At 50.6% G+C, this 16,929-nt stretch carries 12 protein-coding genes; 3 read left to right on the top strand and 9 right to left on the bottom strand.

Features of this window, described 5'->3' with window-relative positions; genetic code table 11:
• Nucleotides 1-10 precede the first annotated feature (10 nt).
• The 3 genes from ACWB0I_RS01635 to ACWB0I_RS01645 are packed head-to-tail and all read right to left on the bottom strand — an operon-like array spanning nt 11 to nt 3,075.
• Entirely contained in the window at nt 11-1,000 is a 990-nt protein-coding gene (locus tag ACWB0I_RS01635; protein WP_479386287.1) for an HlyD family secretion protein, read from the bottom strand.
• 15 nt (nt 1,001-1,015) lie between these two features.
• The gene (locus tag ACWB0I_RS01640) at nt 1,016-2,473 is read right to left on the bottom strand and encodes a TolC family protein (protein WP_479386288.1); all 1,458 of its coding nucleotides are present in this window, start codon (nt 2,471-2,473) and stop codon (nt 1,016-1,018) included.
• A gap of 8 nt (nt 2,474-2,481) precedes the next feature.
• On the bottom strand, nt 2,482-3,075 hold the full coding sequence (locus ACWB0I_RS01645) for a TetR/AcrR family transcriptional regulator (RefSeq protein WP_479386289.1): 594 nt from the start codon (nt 3,073-3,075) through the stop codon (nt 2,482-2,484).
• A gap of 569 nt (nt 3,076-3,644) precedes the next feature.
• Between ACWB0I_RS01645 and ACWB0I_RS01650 the strand changes: the two genes are divergently transcribed.
• The 3 genes from ACWB0I_RS01650 to ACWB0I_RS01660 all read left to right on the top strand — a co-directional run bounded on the left by ACWB0I_RS01650 (nt 3,645) and on the right by ACWB0I_RS01660 (nt 6,217).
• Complete coding sequence (locus ACWB0I_RS01650; protein ID WP_479386290.1) at nt 3,645-4,217, top strand: TetR/AcrR family transcriptional regulator; 573 nt, start codon at nt 3,645-3,647, stop codon at nt 4,215-4,217.
• Nucleotides 4,218-4,396: 179 nt separating this feature from the next.
• Nucleotides 4,397-5,395, top strand: a complete 999-nt coding sequence (locus ACWB0I_RS01655) for an MBL fold metallo-hydrolase (protein WP_479386291.1) — start codon at nt 4,397-4,399, stop codon at nt 5,393-5,395.
• 36 nt (nt 5,396-5,431) lie between these two features.
• The gene (locus ACWB0I_RS01660) at nt 5,432-6,217 is read left to right on the top strand and encodes an SDR family NAD(P)-dependent oxidoreductase (RefSeq protein ID WP_479386292.1); all 786 of its coding nucleotides are present in this window, start codon (nt 5,432-5,434) and stop codon (nt 6,215-6,217) included.
• A gap of 495 nt (nt 6,218-6,712) precedes the next feature.
• On the opposite strand, the gene ACWB0I_RS01665 is transcribed toward ACWB0I_RS01660, so the two are convergent.
• The 6 genes from ACWB0I_RS01665 to ACWB0I_RS01690 form a co-directional block, all read right to left on the bottom strand.
• Entirely contained in the window at nt 6,713-7,354 is a 642-nt protein-coding gene (locus tag ACWB0I_RS01665) for a hypothetical protein (RefSeq protein WP_479386293.1), read from the bottom strand.
• Between the two features lie 18 nt (nt 7,355-7,372).
• Nucleotides 7,373-8,125 (bottom strand): hypothetical protein, encoded by a 753-nt coding sequence (locus ACWB0I_RS01670; RefSeq protein WP_479386294.1) that lies wholly within the window; start codon nt 8,123-8,125, stop codon nt 7,373-7,375.
• Nucleotides 8,126-8,137: 12 nt separating this feature from the next.
• Nucleotides 8,138-9,124, bottom strand: coding sequence for a PorV/PorQ family protein (locus tag ACWB0I_RS01675; protein ID WP_479386295.1), 987 nt, complete (start codon nt 9,122-9,124; stop codon nt 8,138-8,140).
• Nucleotides 9,125-9,142: 18 nt separating this feature from the next.
• Nucleotides 9,143-11,254: a T9SS type A sorting domain-containing protein gene (locus ACWB0I_RS01680; protein WP_479386296.1), complete on the bottom strand. Its 2,112-nt coding sequence runs from the start codon at nt 11,252-11,254 to the stop codon at nt 9,143-9,145.
• A gap of 211 nt (nt 11,255-11,465) precedes the next feature.
• Complete coding sequence (locus ACWB0I_RS01685) at nt 11,466-14,372, bottom strand: TonB-dependent receptor (RefSeq protein ID WP_479386297.1); 2,907 nt, start codon at nt 14,370-14,372, stop codon at nt 11,466-11,468.
• Between the two features lie 106 nt (nt 14,373-14,478).
• Nucleotides 14,479-16,929 (bottom strand): golvesin C-terminal-like domain-containing protein (locus ACWB0I_RS01690; protein WP_479386298.1); only part of this gene is annotated, 2,451 nt, incomplete at its 5' end.

The raw sequence follows: 16,929 nt of genomic DNA on the forward strand, positions 1-16,929 counted from the left end.
CTCCAGAGGTTCAATCGTTCGCATCGAGCTTTAGTTGAACGGTCATTCCTGCACGCAAACCATCTACTCTTTTCAATGGACGAGCATGCGCTTCAAACGTTTTTAAATCAAAATCACCTTTCTGATTGGTAGCCCGCCAGGTGGCAAAATCGCCCATGTCGGCCAGGTAGGTAATCTTGAATTCAAATTCTTCTTTTAAGGCCGGCACAAACCCTTTTACAATTTGTCCCTCTTTCAAACCCGCAAGCTGATCTTCCCGCAGATGGAAGACTACCCAGTTGTCCGAAGGATCGATTAGAGTCACAATGGGGTAGCCAGCGGCAATGATTTCTCCGGCGTCTGCCACTAACGATTGTACCTGTCCATCGAGCGGGCTGAGCAAACGCGTTTCTTCTTTGTAGGCCAGGGCCTCTCGGTAAGCGCCTTCTGCCTGATGAAAAAGGGCTTCGGCTGCTTTAACTTGCTCCTGTCTCGCGCCTTTGAGAACCATCTGATATTTGGCCTGCGCGGCTTCCATCTGTTCTTTTGCGGCTTTGTATTTGAATTCGATCTCATCCATGGTCTGTTGGGCTACCACGCTATCTTTGTAAACTTTTTTCATGCGTTCATAGGTTTTTTGGGCAAACTCAAACTGGTGCCTGGCCTGTAAATACAGCTTTTGTACGGCTTCTTTCTCTTCCGGCCGGGCGCCGTTAAGCGCCATCTCGTACTGGGCCCGGGCTGCTTCCATGACCGATTTGGCCTGGGCCACCTTGGCGTCGATTTCTTTACTTTGTAAAGTGGCCAGGAGCTGCCCTTTTTTAACTCGCTCTCCTTCATGAACAAGCAGTGAATCGATTCGTCCGGGGATTTTGGAAGCTACGTCCACTTCTTTAACCTCGACCATGCCTGTAACTACAAGCTCGTGGTGCGCAAAGGCGTTGATTCCAATGAACAGAAGCGCAATCAAAAAAACGGCTGTGGGCACAATCCATAGTAATTTATGCTTTACGTTTTTCATGATGTGATTCCTCCTTTAATTCCAGATTTCCTTAATTTTTTCAGGATTACCAGTTGCTGCAAACAATTCAACCATGGATTGGTAGTAATAGAACAAAGATTGATGACGGGCAATTTGCTCTTTTTCAAGAATCAAATGGGCGTCGATTACATCCAGAGAGGTGCCAAGTCCCGCCTGGAAGCGTTTTTGCTGAGATCGCAAATTTTCTTTTGCCAGCGCAATATCCGAAGCTAATTGCAAATAACGCGTCTCCGCAGAACGCATTTGCCGGTAGGTCTTTTGCACCCACAAATCGATCTGCCGTTGGGTATGTGCTTTTAAGAATTGAACCTCTCTTTTCAGGTGTCTGGCTTCTTGCAGCTTGTTGTAATCTTTAAAACCGTGGAACAGATTGACTTGCAATTGTAGCCCGATGGCCCAGCGCGGTTCGAGCACGGACAGGTATTCGGGGTACATTTCGTATTTACCAAAAGCCACCAATTGAGGTAGAAACTCGGCCCGTTCTGCAGCAAACTTCTGGGCCGCAGATTGTTCTTTAGAATCGAGAAGCCGTAACACAGGTTGCTGTGCCCGGGCCAGCTGCAAAAAGGTTTCTAACGAATCGTTTAACGCTTTGTAAACCAGAGTGTCGTTTATTGTGATGGGTGTTTCGTCATTCAGGGCAATGTTGTGGCGCAGGGCGATGCGGGCCAGTTCCAGTTTGTTCTGATCATCAAAGAGGTGCCGTCTGGCCTCGGCCACCGCTACCCGTGCGCGTAAAACGTCGCTTTTAGAAATTAGCCCCTGTGCGAACAGTTTTTTTGCCTGACTTTGATGGCGCAGCATGGCCTGTAAAACATTCTGGCGTGTTTTTACCACCTGATTCATCAACACCACGGCCAGGTAGTTTTCAACAACCTGTTGGATGACCTCATTTTGGGTTTTGTAAAGCTCTTCTCTGCTGGCCTGCAATTCGGCTGAAGCAAATTTTTTGGCGGCCATCAGCTTTCCGCCTAAAAAGATGGGTTGAACGCCCAGCAAGGTGGCGGTCTTGTAATCCTGATCTTTCAGTCCCAGAGCAAACGGAGGCAGAGCTCCGTCCAGAGCAGAGTAGGCCTGCTGCTGAACAATGGCCAGCTCTGCATCGGTTAAAGGCCGGCCATTTAAAATGAGGCTTTGCAAATTGGCCATTTTAAGCTGATTGCCGGTTTCAAGCTGCAGAAGTCCTTCCCGCAAAAAATTTAAATCAATTTCCAGCGGTTGGTTGAGGTGCGTGTACCCGGCTTCGAAACGGACCTGCGGTAAAAAATTTCCCCAGGCTTCCAGGTTGGCATGCTCTTTTTGCCTCAGTCGTTCTTCCTGACGCTTGATGAGTTCATTATTCTTCAAAGCCCGATCAATGGCTTCGTTTAAGGTTAAGACCTGTGCCTGACTAAACTGGATCCCCAGAAAAAGTGTAAACAGTAGCGTGTAATTTAGAAGTTTCCGTTTCATTTTCCACCTCACTGTTGAATTAATCCCTGTAACAAAATGGTTTTAATGGTTTGCTTAAACGTTTTGCCATCACCGCTGCCACGCAGCAGAATGGAATGCACGGCGTTGATGATCATGGCAAACAAGGTGCTGTAAACGATTCTGGCATCCAGCGGCTTTACCTCCTTTTGGACAATGGCCTCTTCCATGCGCTTTTTAAAGCTCTCAAAGTAGATGGCAGTTGCTTCTTCCATGGTTTGGAGAATGGAAGGAATGCGCGCCAGGTTGGACATCAGAACCATGGAAAAGGTATCGGGACGCTGCACAAAATAGTCAATAGCCGTGTCGATGATGGTTTTTAGGTAGGCTTCAAACGAAGAGGCCTGCCCGGCTTTTTCGTGCAGATGTTCAAAAGCCTGGATGCTCAAATATTGGATGGTTTTGAGGTAGAGGTCTTCCTTGTTTTTGAAATAGCGATAGAGGGTGCCTTTGCCCACTCCGGCATCGCGGGCAATGGAATCCATATCCGCTTCATGAAAATGGACGCGGGCAAAATAACGTGCCGCGGCCTGCAGGATTTTGTCCTGTCGTTCTTTTTGTAGAGGTGTTAATTCACCGATCATGATAATGTCCTCGTCTTTAATAAAACTCACCAGTTTTATATTATGATACTGACCAGTCAGTCAAAGTTACAAAAAAAAGCGCCTTTTGCAAATTTTTTTGTGGATGCCGGATTTGATGGAACGTTTGTTGCGGTTTTTCCTGTTTTGCAGTCCATTGATTGTTATTGCGACCGGTGCGCCGACTGCGTCGAGACAGAACGGAAAAATCTTTATCACCTGTCAAGCGTAAAAAGCGAAACATTTTCAAAAGATGTTCCAATTAGAGACACCTTTTTAAATACAAGTTAAAATGGCTCCTGGGTAAAACTTTGCAAAAAATGCTTCGCCCTTACAAACGTCTCAAGCTGAAGTTTGAGTTACGTTGCCTTTGCGTTTCTGTTGCTGAAAGGGATTTTTGGGTTTAGCTCTCACCTCTAACCTCCCTTTCCGAATATCGGTCGAGGGAGAAATTCAGGTAGACGCAGGCTTCAGGCCTGTGTTTTGCCGGAAATCCTGTTTACGTGGGAATGCCATGATTGGTAATCATAAAAAAAGTTGATATTTAATGAACAATCATTTATTTTAGAGTCATGCGTATTAAAGACGAAGCAAAACAGGAAGCTATTTTCCGGGCAACCATCAGACTGGTCAATGAAATTGGTCTGGTTTCCAGTTCGGTGGCCAAAATCGCCCGAGAAGCCAGGGTTTCTCCGGCCACCATTTACATCTATTTCAAAAACAAAGACGATCTGCTGGTTTCAACCTACACGCGTATTAAAAAGGAACTGAGCCAGGCTATGCTGTGCGGCCTGGATGCCAGTAAGCCCCTGCGCGACACCTTTCGTCAGATGTGGTTTGAAATGTTCGACTTTTCAAAGGCCCATCCGGATTATTTTCGATTTATCGAACAGTTTTCCAATTCACCCTACATGAGTCAGGTGAATTCCAAAGAGGTTGAAGCGGCCTTTGGCCCCCTGATGGAACTGGTTCAAAAAGGCATTGAACAAAAGATCATTAAGGATGTGGATCCAAATTTACTGGCGGTATTTCTTTTTTATCCCATCTACACTTTGTCGAATGTGCGGCTTTGTCCAGACTGGCAGATGAGCGAAGAGAGTATCGATCAGGCTTTTTCTATGGCCTGGGATGCCATTAAGTTGTGACAAAAAATTTTTCGATTTAAAATAAATGAATATTCATTTAAGGAGCGTTTATGCGCTTTAAAGAGTTTATGAATTCTGTCCTTCTCAGCACGCTTTTGAATGTTATGATTTTCAATTTTGTGCTTAATACTCAAAAAGCCTTTTCCGATGAAACATCATTTCAAACTGTGGAGCGACCAATGAAGACCTCGATAAAAAACAATGGACGTTTTAGGAATGACCAACCTGTAAGCCCCCCTTCTTTTGGTCAGGGTTTGAAAATCCTCTGGGAATTTTTGTTTAACAGGGATCAGCGTTCACCAGAAGAACCGCCCCCTGTTCAAAAGGTGGACCTGACGCATTTTCTGAGTTCAGCAAAAAATCATCTGAGCAGCACCTGGTTAGGGCATTCCAGTCTGCTGATCAATCTGGATGGCTACCGCATTACGACGGACCCGGTATTCCAGAAAAGAGTGTCATTCTTTGGCCCTACCCGTTACAATGGAGATGTGCCCCTTGCTATTGAGGACCTTCCTGAGATAGATTTATTATTGATCTCACACAATCATTATGATCACTTAAATCGTTTTTCCATTGAAAAGCTGCACAATAAGACAAAAAAGGTCCTTGTTCCCCTGGGCGTTAAGGCTCTTTTGGTGGAGTGGGGGGTGCCTGCGCAAAAAATCAGGGAGATGGACTGGTGGGATGAATGGGCTCTGGATGATCAATTGTCAGTCGTTTTTACACCCACTCAGCATTTTTCAGGACGTGGTCTGTTCGATCGCAATAAGACGCTGTGGGGTTCTTTTGTGGTTGTAGGGCCGGCACACAAAATTTTTTATGGCGGGGATTCCGGCTATTTTGAGGGATTCAAACTTATTGGTCGGCAATACGGCCCATTTGATCTGACCTTCCTGGAATGCGGCGCTTACAATGCGCGCCACTGGCCAGATATTCACATGTTGCCGGAACAGACCGTTCAGGCCCATCTCGATTTAAGGGGAAAAATTTTACAGCCCATTCACTGGGGTACCTTTAATCTGGCTTTGCATCCCTGGGATGAACCCATGCGAAAAATAGTAATTGCTGCTCAAAAAAATGGCGTCAAACTGGCCACACCCCGGGTAGGGCAGGATGTGGTGCTGCCGGATCAAATTCCGCAAGAAGCCTGGTGGGAATTTAGCAAACAAAAGAAATAGCGCTTTAACGTATTAATGTGAAAAGGAGAATAAGCGATGCAGAAAACGGCATTGATTACAGGAGCCTCTTCGGGAATTGGACTGGAGTTGGCAAGGATTCACGCAGAACGTGGTGGAAACCTGGCATTGGTAGCCAGACGAAAAGATCGTCTGACAGCGCTGAAAAAAGAGCTGGTTGAAAAACATGGAATCGCAGTTGAAATCATTGTTAAAGATTTGAGTCAGCCTAATGCAGCGCAAGAAATTTATCAGATAGTTCGGGAGAAAGGTATTGTTGTTGATTATCTCATCAACAATGCCGGGTTTGGCGGCCTTGGCCGGTTTGAAGAGATGGCCTGGGAAAACATAGAATCCATGATTCAGGTAAATATTTTGGCCCTTACGCGTCTGACCTATTTGTTCCTGAACGATATGGTCAGGCGAAATACGGGGAAGATTTTAAATGTCTCTTCCAGCGCAGCCATGGTGCCTGGCGGACCATTGCAGACGGTTTATTACGCTACAAAGGCTTATGTGCTGTCTTTTTCTCAGGGTCTGGCCGGGGAATTAATGAATACAAACATTACGGTGACCGCTCTGTGTCCCGGCGCCACCAGAACAGAGTTTGAAAAGACTGCCAGATTGGAAAGGACGGAATTGTTTAAAAACGTGAAATTTTCAGCCAGAGAGGTCGCGGAAGATGGTTACCAGGCCATGCTGGCGGGTCAACTGGTAAAAAAATCTGCACTCGATTTTGTGGCCAATATTGGATTAAAATTGATTCATTTTTTACCCAATAGGCTGGTTTTGCGGCAGATCAAAAATTTACAGGAAGAGAAATGATTACACTCATGCTGAAGAAATAGGCCAGACAGCAGGTCGGTTACAAATGGAGTGTGGAAAACGCTTTTTAAAGAGAGCACCGAAGAGCTCATTTTCGTTTCCGGGCAATATCTGCTGAGTACTGGACTGTACTGTCCATACCCTTTTTCAGCAAAGCCGATGGGGGAAAATTCAGACTGTCAGTGTGATGGATTCTTCCTCCCGATGAATCGGGACAGAATGGCCGTCAATACGGGCTTACAACGATTGTCATTTCGAACGATGCCCGGACTGGTCGAGGCAGAGCGAAGAAAACTTTCTCGGGCCTAATAGTGAAGCGTCAGTCAAAGTCGGAAGCCAGGGTCTCAAGCTGAAGCTTGAGTTACGTTGCTCTTACGTCTCTGCAGGTGAAATGGATTTCTCCCACGCTGAGGCAGGATTCGAAATGACAAATGGCCCTTTTTAGAGCTAGCTCAATTATTGATCTTTTTAATCTATGGCCAGAAAAAAAGGCTGTTAAAAATACCACTGGGCATTTAAGGTAAAAATGGCCATTTGTAAACCACTGACATTTTCCAGATGCAAGGCCAGGGCCGGCCACAGTTCGGCCACTACTAATTGATAAGCGGCGCTGGCCCTACATTTCAACGAGCCGCTAAGGTGGAAAGCCATGCCCAGTCCGCCCGCGGCGGAAAAACTCCAGGCCTGTTGAAAGCGCTGCGGAACCAGCCGGTCTTCGGTTTGATAGGCGCCCCGCGTCGCTTCCCAGCGGAAGAGGGTAACGGCGCCCGTCCAGAACGGTTGCAAGCGCCAGCGCGGAGCGCTCAGGTAAGAAACGTAAGCCACGCCTGCCCCGTAAAGTTTTAACTCCAGTTGCAGATCTTTGTAGAACAGCTTTTCTTGATTGGGCTGATCGAAGTGGGCGGCGGTGGCAAATAACTGCCATTGGGCATCAGCCGTACGATTAAAGATGAACGAAATCTGTGGGGCTTTTGCTGTGCCTTTAAACCAGTTTTGCAGGGAGCCGACCGGTTGAAGGTAAGCGCTGCCCACGCCCACGCCAAAGTGGTTTTGAGCCAATGCCTGTCCACATAATAAAAGAAAGACGACCAGAAGCAAATGATAAAATCCGATATTTTTTACAGCGCTTTTCATCATGACCAACCATTCCTGTTTTTAATGCACAAATTGCAAACCAATTTGTAATTGTAAAAGTTGTTCAAAGGGAAAGTAAGTTTTATTCTCGCTCTGGAAAAAGTGGTGGTAATTCAGCCCAAAATTAAAATGGAGGTATTTTTTTAAATGATAGATTGCTTCCAATCCCAGAACGGCCACCGGAACATTTCCGGAATGGGGCGGAGCGTGGTTGTCAAAGGCGTAGGTAAACGAATAGTTCTTTTCCGGAAAATGTTTGGTCCATTTTTCATGCACCGCCAGCGTTCTTTTAAAGAGATAGAGTCCGCCGCCCAGTTGCACATCAAGGGCAAAACGTTTGCCGACAGGCTGATGGTAACCGATGCGCAACACAGCGGGGATTAAAGACAGCTTTTGCCGGTAAGTGAGCTCGGCCACGTAATTGCTGTCTCGTTGCAAATCGCGGATGTAGTTTCCGTAAAAACGATCCCAGAAGGCCCAGTTCCAGTGGGGGATGGGATCGGGCTGATCGATGTTTAAATCGAGGTAGCCGCCGCTCAGCGTCACATTCCAGTGATCGCCCGCGGCAAAACGAATGTGGGCGCCGGCGCCCGGGCCCGCAATGGATTTTAGTTCCTGCCCTTCTTTCAAATTAAAACCCACATTAAAAAAGGCCAGCGGCGTAATGGAGTGCAGACGGAAGCCGGCAGCCAGGGGCTGGGTTCCGCCCCACAGAGCAAACAGATAAAAGAAGAGAGCGATCTTAAATAGTTTCAGACGTTCTGGACGAATCATTTTTTACCTCGCTTACTTATTTGCTGAAATTGCCAGGCCGAATCTTAAAACCGAGCCGAGCCGTCCAAAATCCGTGTAACCCACGTCCAGCGTAAAATCGTACTGTTTCCATTTTTGACGGAAACCGGCGCCGGCGGTGAAGCCTTCTTCGTCGTAATTAAATTTGTACCCGCCTCTTAAAAGCAAGGCGCCGCGCAGCAGCCATTCCGCTCCCACGTGCAAACGCTCGCTGTAGTCGCTGGGATGCAGGGCGTCCACCGCCAGCGTCAGTCGATCGGCAGAGCCTGGATTGCCCCACACTTCCATGGCGCAACCCAGGCGAAAGATCATGGGCATTTTAAACGAATCGCCAATGTAGCGGGCGTCCACGCCAAAATTCTGAATATAGCCGCCCAGACGAAAGGTGCGGAAGCGCGTCTGATAAACCATGCCCATGTCTAAAAGTACATTGTCCGAGTTGTAAGCGTCGATGCGCTCGCGGACGTATTTGCCTTTAATGCCAAAAGCGAACGATTGCGTTAATTTGCGGCTAAAGGTCAAACCAAGGGCGTACGCATCGGCGGTGTAGCTTCCCAGGATCAGGTAGCTGCCACCGGGATTTTCGGGATCGGCGTTAACGGTGTGCGTCATTTGGCCGAAATCCATGTAATTTAAGCTAATCCCTAAAAAGCCGGCCGTGCCCTGCGAAAAGCCAATGGCAGCGCTTTGATGTCGAATGTCGGCCAGGTAATTGGCCGATGAGGCGTAGAGGTGAAAGCCCCTGGCCGAAAAGGCCAGCAAAGAGGGATTGGTCAATAACGATGCCGCCGCTTCATCGGTCAGCGCCACGGATGTTTCTCCCATGCCGCTGCTGCGGGCGGTGGCCGGAATTTCCAGAAAGACGTAGCCGGTGGTTCCGGCCTTGCGGAACTGGGCCCGGGCGCTTGCAGGCCAGAGGCCCGTAAACAACAGGGCCGCGATCAGAAAAACGCCGTTCAATTTCATTAACCGTTTGATCATTGCATTTAATTCCATGTTTTAACGGACAATTGAAAACTTGCCGGTGTACGTTTTGTTTTTGGTTGGACCGGCATGCGATGTAACCTGAAAAAGATAGATGCCGCTTTCGGCGTACTGGCCATAATCGGTTATCTGATCCCACTGGGCGATGCCCGTATCTGCCCGGTGTTCGATGGTTTTGACCAGATCGCCCCGCACGGTGTAAATGCGAATGGTGCAGGGACTGGGAATATTGACAAAAGAGATCAGATCCTGTGCGCCGGGCGTGGTAAATCCGGAACGCGTTACAAAGGGATTGGGCACCACCAGAATCTCATCCAGCGTTTCGTTTTGCGGGGCAAAGGCAGCGGCAAACGGTTCGGTGGTGTGGTTGGGATATTTTGAACTTTCCAGCGGCGGCACACGGTTGCTACCGGTCTCTTCAAATCGGGCCGAAAGATCAACAGGCCAAACCACATGCCCCGTATCGTAGCTGGTAATGGCGTAGTAGTAGCTAAAACCCACATTGACCAGAGTATCTACATATTGATAGATTTGCGTCTGTTCGTCGAAATGAGCTGGAGACTCCCGGGGAATATCGGCCAGTAATTTCCAGGGGCCGAAGGGCATGTACTCGGAGCGGTAAATGCGATAGCCCGCAAGATCGAAGGCTTCGGCGCCGGCGTAATCCGCATCGGGAATGCTTTCTGACTCGTTGCTCCAGGTGAGCACATTGCCCACGGTCTGTTCCTGCAAACGCGTTAAGGTAAAAGAAACCGGCGGTTGGGGCGGATCCGGTACGTTGTAACCGTGGTCGTAATTAAACTGCGCCCGGTCGGCTGTTCTTTGCAGATCCAGCAGTCCCTGTTGGGCAATTTCCTGCTCGCTTAATTGCGGATCGGTAATGCGGCTTAAATCAATGCTGCCCACAACTTGGGCCATGACAATTTTAATGGAATCGCCCGGTTCCAGTGTCCACGGCCCCAGCGAAACCATGCTCCACATTCGGGCATTTCCCCAGCGCGAGTCGGAAAGGCCCTGGGGAAAAACGATCGGATTGTAGGTCTTGCTCAGGTCTTTCATGGCTTCGTAGCGCTGCTCTGGCGTTTCCAGGCCGGTAAAGGGATAGGAGTTTGCCGGTTCGCTGACCGACCAGCCCACACTGCTGGGATTGATAAAATTTTCCAGGCCAAGATCGTTGCGCGAAATGTGTAAAAATTTGATGCCGGCAAAGGCGGGCGCCAGCCACTCCTTACCGCCCGGCGGTCCGCCGCTTTCATAGACATACGGATCGAATTTTTGATTTCCTTCGGCCGCCGTGTAATCATCGGCCCAGCCGTAAAGCATCAGCCGCCGGGGATCGTACAAAAAGCGATTGTTGCGTGCGCCGTCGCCCAGTTGCGGGAATAAAATGGACCAGCCGCGGTAGTTGATGGAAAAGGCGTAGGTAAACAGCAGATAGGCGTCCTGTAAAACAGAATCTGCCTTGAGAATGCGATAGGCCTCCGGCGTGCAATTTTGCTCGTTAAAAATATGCGCTTCGCGTGCAATATTGGTGATCACATATTCAATGATAAGGTATTTTTCATCGACCGCCGAACTGCTCCAGGCGCGAACGGTGCGTTTGACGCGCACCGGCAAAAAGCGGCCGGGGGTGTAAGGAAAACGATACGAAGGATTAAATTCCCATTCGGTTTCCACCACTTCTTCGGCCTCAAAGGGATCGACCTGCATGCCGTAGTTTTCGCCGTTGGGCCAGCGCAAACGATGCGTTTTCAGCAAGTAAGGACTGTTGGTTTCAGAAAGGCCTACGGATGTGGCAAACATGGCCCAGTCCTGCACGGCCCACACGGTGTCCGGCGCCGATGGTCGTACGGCAGACATCCAGAAGCCGCCGCCGGCATGGTGCGTGTTGGGGCCGCCAACCAGTTGCGGAACGTACTCCGGATCAAAGCCCGGAAAATCCATGCCATAGCCCTTGTGCTGCCAGCTTTGAAAAACGGGTCCCATCTTGGCCACGTTAACCGTTTCCCACAACATGCCGCGCTTTAAAAAGATGGCGTTGGCTTCTACCTGTGCCGTGCCGTACGCTGCAAGCATAAGAACGGCGACAATGGCATAAATCAGTTTAATGTTTAAGCATAGCCTCATGGTGTTTTCACCCTGATTAATGGTTTAATGTTTTGCCTTCTTCGTCTCAGCCGCCCGCCCTCTCCCTGTCATTCCGGGCGCCATCCATTACCTGTCATTTCTCATCCCGATTTATCGGGGTGGGAAATCTTTCTTTTGCATGTTAGAAGAAGATTTCTCCTTGTCCCGACTTTCGGGACTCGTCGAAATGACAGCGCTCCATACGTTCATGTCAAAAACTCACCCCCAGACTTAAGTACAGCGCCGTGGGCATATTACGGTACGTCTGGTAGTAGCGAAACTTGTAAATGCGCGCCTGCGGATCGTTGGGGTCCTCCGAAGGCGGCGTATCGCGCGTAATGCCGTATTCCACCCAATTGCGCAGTTCCGTGGCGTCCAGCAAGGGCGTTAACCATTTATCGTTAAACAGATTTTCCACGCGTAAAGAGAGCACCGGACTGAGGCCCCACAGCTTGCTTTTTATGGTGATGCTCAAATCGGTTTTCTGTTCCAGTGGATACCGCCGGTTGTTGATCACATCCGTGAACTGATCGTAGCTGGTTACATAGGTGAAGGGCGTTCCGCTTTTGGCCGAATAGATCATACTGGCGCTGGCCGTGTGCACGCCTAAAAAGTCGGGCAGCAGCTTTAAAAACTTTTGCGCCAGGCGGTAAGAGATTAGCGCCCGAAAGGTGTGCGTGCGGTCCTGTCCGGTTACAAAATCGTTGGCGCTGCGTCTTTCCAGGAATGAACGCGGATCATCGGGATCCGGATAGATATCCATGGCTCCGTAAGCGCCAAAGGTGGTGCGCGCAAAACTGTAGCTCAGGCGGTAGCTCCAGTCGCCGGGCGCAATGCGATTCAGAGAAATTTCAATTCCTTTGGTGGCGCCGTAGCCGTTGTTTTCGTAAGAGATGTAATAGGGATTTTGCGGCGCAATTTGCTGCGAGCCCTGCGGCGAATGGATGTTGACGCGCACCGTTTGTTGAACGCGGTCGTTGTAATAGGCGGCAATATCCAGCCGGTGTCCTTTAATCCCTTTTTGCAAGCCGATTTCGTAGCTGATGGTTTTCTTAAAACCCAGATCGGGATTGCCGTACATACGCCATCCCTGCCAGGTGGATCGTGAAATGGTTTGCCGGAAGAGCGGCATGGAATAGAAGTGGCCGTATTGCAATCGAAAGGCCATGTCTTCGCCGATGGGAAAGGAAAGCCCGAAGCGCGGCGAAACAGCCAGATGCGTTTTGGGCTTGCGCGTCCGCGGGTCGCCCGGATCGCCAATAAAGGGGCCGCCGCCCTGGCCCGTTCCAAAGTAAAAGGGATGAAAGCGGTCCACCGGCGCGTCGCAGTTCATGTTAAAGCCTTCAAAACGCACACCCACATTGGCCACAATCTCTTCTACCTCAATCTTATCCTGAGCGTATAGGGCAAAATAATAGGGATAGGCGTGGTAATACTCGGCAAAGCCGGAGTAGGAAATAAAGGCATTCAGCCGGGCGCCGGATTCGCCGTTGTAGCGCGTGTCCCAGTACTGAGCTTTGGCGCCGATTTTAAGCAGATGCCGATTGGTCACCTGGCTGGTTAAATCAACAGACGCGTTCCACACATCGGTGCGGTTGTCCAGCGCGTAAAGCGAAGTAAAAGCATAGACGATGCGCCTGAACTCTTCATCCCAGGGGCCGGCCCGGATAAGCCAGGGATCGGTGGCGGTAATGATCGACCGGTTGCGTTCTACATACACCTCGCGCTGGCGCCAGACCATGGCTTCCAGGAATGTTTTACTGGAAAAGACATGCGTCCAGCTCAGGCTTTGCGTGGTGGTCGTCTCTTCTTTGGGGCTGTCGAAGATCAACACGTATTTGTACTGGGGCCATTGACCGATGATCGAAGCCCAGCGTATGTCGTCCGAGCCAGACCACACCGAGCCGCGATAGCCCTGATATTGCGTTAAAAATTTTAGTTTGTCATTTTTCGTAAGCTGGTAGGTTACATTTAAGCTGTAATTCTGGTAGATTTGACTGCGTTCCACGCTGGGAATGCGCGCCGGCGTGTTGCGGTACTCGGCAGAAAGGAAAAAGCGCAGTTTGCCGTCTTTGCTTAAAGGACCGCCGAATCCGAACAGGTAACGCCTGTACATGAGTTTACGGTAATCGTAAACGCCTAAAGGATTGGAACGGTTGCCTTCCCCTGGCGAATGGTTGGCAATCCATTTCTGGTAGTAGTGGGTGTAAAGCGAGTCGTCCGGAATATCCGGGGCGTTCTCGTCGCGCCACTGCTGCCACTTATCGAACGAACCCCAGTTTTTCCACTCCACGGTTTCCGGGCCGTAAAGATATGGGCCGTAATGGTACTTGCCGGGCGGGCGCACTTCCACGCGAAAGTCGCCGTGAAATTCGGTGCCGCCTTCTTTGGTTACCACCTTAACAATGCCCGACTGGGCGTTGCCGTACTCCGCGCTAAATCCGCCGGAAATGACCTCCATCTGTTCCACGCCCAGTGGATTGTAATCGTACTTCCAGCTGGTGTTGGATTTTTCGCCCATAAAATTGTAGCCGGGCACGCCCGTGTTAGAGCTGATCTGTTCGATGCCGTTAAACTGTACCTGCACGTCAAAAGCGCCGCCGCCGCGAATGGAAAAGGTGCCGTTGGGGTTGCGCGTCACATTGGCGTTCAATTGCATCATTTCGCGCAGGCCCTGAATCGGCGCGCTTTCGATCTCTCTGGCATCCATAAAGTTTGAGGTGGCGGTTAAATCGCGCACAACGGCCGGTTTTTTGGCCACCACCTCCACCGGTTCGGTCTCTTCAATGGCTTCGACCAGGCTGAAATCGACGCGCGTGGTGCGATCGACCACCACCTCCACCTGCGTTTTGCGCACGGTTTGATAGCCCACCATCTGACAGACCACGGTGTGCTTTCCGGCCGGTACATTCAAAATGTAGTAAAAGCCTTCCAGGTCGGAGGCTGCGCCCAGTGTCGCCCCCTCGATGTAAATGTTCGCGCCGGCCAGAGGCTGCCCGCTTTGGGCGTCGATCACCTGGCCCATTATTTTGCCTTTGGCCGACTGGGCATGGAGGGGAACGATGTAAAAGGAAAACAGCAGGAATACAATAAATTTGACGAGACGTTTTGCGACCATTTGTCCACTCATTTTTATTGATTTTTTTATGATGAGCCCTTCATCTTCCGGGCCTGAACCCTCTTCCTGTCTGAGGGAACTTTGTCAGCGCCCGGCGGACTCTTTGCTATTTTAAAACCATCAATTTTCCATAATGCACGTTTTGCCGGCGATCGGCCGTTTGAAAACGCACCACGAAAAAATAAACACCGCTGCTTAAATTTTCGGCTTTCAAAGTCCATTGATGATCGCCGGCAGGAAAGAGCCGTTCCGCAGGCGAAAGCACGCGCCGACCGCGAACGTCAAAAAGCTCCAGGCTGACCTTTGCCGGCTGAGTTAGATGAAGCGGAATGAGCGTATGATTGTTAAAGGGATTGGGATAGTTCGCGCCCACCGTAAAATCGTCCGGCAGCGGCCCATTGTGCCGCGGTAAAGCAGTGGGATTCAATGTGCGTTTAAAACGCAGCGCATCGGCGGCGATGACGCCGGCGCTGGCCTCATCGCTCAGTTTTACGCTGGCCGTCTGACGCGCTTTAAAGTAATAAGTTCCAAGATCGGCCCAGCTGCCGACGGCCTGTTGCTGGTCGAGGATGACCGAACTGGAGCCGAAGTTGTGCAAAATGGCGTAGTGCGCGTCGCTGGCCAGCGTCAGATCGGAACAGGGAATAAAAACCTGCGCGCGATAGTAGCCATCTTGCTCAATGGACGACCACCATTGAGCAAAGCGTGCGCCTGATCCCGCTTGAATGTACAGCCAGTCGCCGTTCATGGCGCAGGTGTCTGCTACCGTTTGCCACTGGCCGTAAGTGGTGAAGGTGTCGGAAGCGTTGTCGATTACAATTTCGCTTAATTGGGGATTAAAGGTAAAGCTCAGCGTAAGGTCGTTTAATGGGATGCCGACGTAATCTTTAAGCGCGCTGATCTGCAGTTGATAGTTCTGCCCTGGCGTTAATGGCACGGTTTGCAGGCTGACGGCGGAACGATCCTGTCCGACAAAAGCGACGTTTAACACTTCCACCGGCGGCTGAATGGTGTAATTGACCGCCGACAAAGCCGCGGCGCTGTCGATCCATTGGTTGAATTGTAAGTTAAGATGCACGGAGTCGGGCGCAAAATGATCGATCACTTTGAGCGCTTTTTGTCTTAAAAGGCGCACGGCGTCGGCGGCTAACTTACCGCTCCCGCTGTTGGTCAATTGCAGCCGCACGCTCGCGCCGTAAGAGAAGGAATCGGCATGTAAAAATACCCAGCGGTTGGCGTCCTTTTGCTGGTTGATGGTTACCGAATGCGCAGAACCGTTGGCTTCGATGCGCCAGACGGCCTGATCCGTTAAGTCGGATTGAGCAGGCCAGCGCGCAAAGAGGGCGTAATGGCCGCTTAGCCAGACGGGCGCATCAAAAGCGACCTGCGCCGTCGGATCGACGCTTAACAAATAGGAACCATTGAATCCGCCTGTTTTTTGGTCCCATGCGCCGCTGGTCGAAAAGAAACGCGAACCGCCGTCGTCAATAATTAAATCCTGATGCGGCAGGGGCGCTTTAGTTATGAATACCTCGTCGCGCAAGCTTTGCAAAACCTCGTCGTTCAGGTCTTTGTAGTACCAGATGGTTACGCCGTCGGCCTGATGCGTCAGGGCGTAATTGATTTGAAACAGCGCGGACTGCAGGGTGTTAAAATCGATTCCGGCGTACAACAACACGCGCGGATTGGTTTTTTGCCTGGCCAGTTCAAACTGATTGGGAAAGTCGCTGTCGTTCAAGTAGAGCATGTGTTCCAGGGCATCCACGTAGCCGCTGTCGCTCCACACATCCCAGCGCTGTAATTTGGAGCCGCTGGGCAACATGTAGGGCGGAGCCACGGCGGCCGAAACGAGCATATCTGGTTGAAGCGCTTTTACCGCCTGATAAATGCGCCGGGCAATCTGGTTGATCTGGCTTTCGCGCCAGGCGCTCCATTGCGTCCATTCGGCATGCCCCGGGTAGATGTAAAGAGGGTCCGTGCCGCCCGTTTGCTGCTGGTAGCGCTGGCGCGAAACGGCCGAGTAGGAAAAATCGGTAGAGGGGTAGCGAATGCGATCGGTTTCGACGCCGTCCAGTTGCGGGTAGCGGGCGGCGATTTCCGCAAACAGGTCTTCCATAAATTGTTTAACTTCAGGATGTGCGGCATCCATCCAGTGGAAAACGCCCCACTGGTTTTGCTGGTAATGCCGGCCCTGATTGTCCACGGCTTCCCAGTCCGGATGGGCGGTTAAAAGCGGGCCGCTGTCGCTGGTGTCGTTGCCGCTGTAGTAGCTCATCAGGCCGTACTCAAACCAGGCGATGACTTCCAGGTTCCAGCGGTGGGCGATTTCGATGGTTTCGGCCAGGGGATCTCTGCCCACAAATTGGATGTGTTGTCGCGGCCCGCCGGCCTGCTGCAGCACATCGCTGGGATAAATAGTAGCGCCAAGGTAGTAAACATTCACAAAGATGCGGTTAAAATGGGCCTGCGCCAGTTTGTGGCAGGTTGATTCGATTAAATCGGCGCCGCCTTCGATGACATCACGGCTTAGCCATACGCCGCGCGCCTGCGGCATTTG

This window comes from Caldithrix sp., from assembly GCF_056497305.1.

What these genes read in the sequence shown, in the direction of transcription:
- ACWB0I_RS01670 (WP_479386294.1), bottom strand. Translation starts at nt 8,125, where the DNA reads ATGATTCGTCCAGAACGTCTGAAACTATTTAAGATCGCTCTCTTCTTT.
- ACWB0I_RS01645 (WP_479386289.1), bottom strand. Translation starts at nt 3,075, where the DNA reads ATGATCGGTGAATTAACACCTCTACAAAAAGAACGACAGGACAAAATC.
- ACWB0I_RS01675 (WP_479386295.1), bottom strand. Translation starts at nt 9,124, where the DNA reads ATGATCAAACGGTTAATGAAATTGAACGGCGTTTTTCTGATCGCGGCC.
- ACWB0I_RS01660 (WP_479386292.1), top strand. Translation starts at nt 5,432, where the DNA reads ATGCAGAAAACGGCATTGATTACAGGAGCCTCTTCGGGAATTGGACTG.
- ACWB0I_RS01635 (WP_479386287.1), bottom strand. Translation starts at nt 1,000, where the DNA reads ATGAAAAACGTAAAGCATAAATTACTATGGATTGTGCCCACAGCCGTT.
- ACWB0I_RS01685 (WP_479386297.1), bottom strand. Translation starts at nt 14,372, where the DNA reads ATGGTCGCAAAACGTCTCGTCAAATTTATTGTATTCCTGCTGTTTTCC.
- ACWB0I_RS01655 (WP_479386291.1), top strand. Translation starts at nt 4,397, where the DNA reads ATGAAGACCTCGATAAAAAACAATGGACGTTTTAGGAATGACCAACCT.
- ACWB0I_RS01640 (WP_479386288.1), bottom strand. Translation starts at nt 2,473, where the DNA reads ATGAAACGGAAACTTCTAAATTACACGCTACTGTTTACACTTTTTCTG.
- ACWB0I_RS01650 (WP_479386290.1), top strand. Translation starts at nt 3,645, where the DNA reads ATGCGTATTAAAGACGAAGCAAAACAGGAAGCTATTTTCCGGGCAACC.
- ACWB0I_RS01665 (WP_479386293.1), bottom strand. Translation starts at nt 7,354, where the DNA reads ATGATGAAAAGCGCTGTAAAAAATATCGGATTTTATCATTTGCTTCTG.
- ACWB0I_RS01680 (WP_479386296.1), bottom strand. Translation starts at nt 11,254, where the DNA reads ATGAGGCTATGCTTAAACATTAAACTGATTTATGCCATTGTCGCCGTT.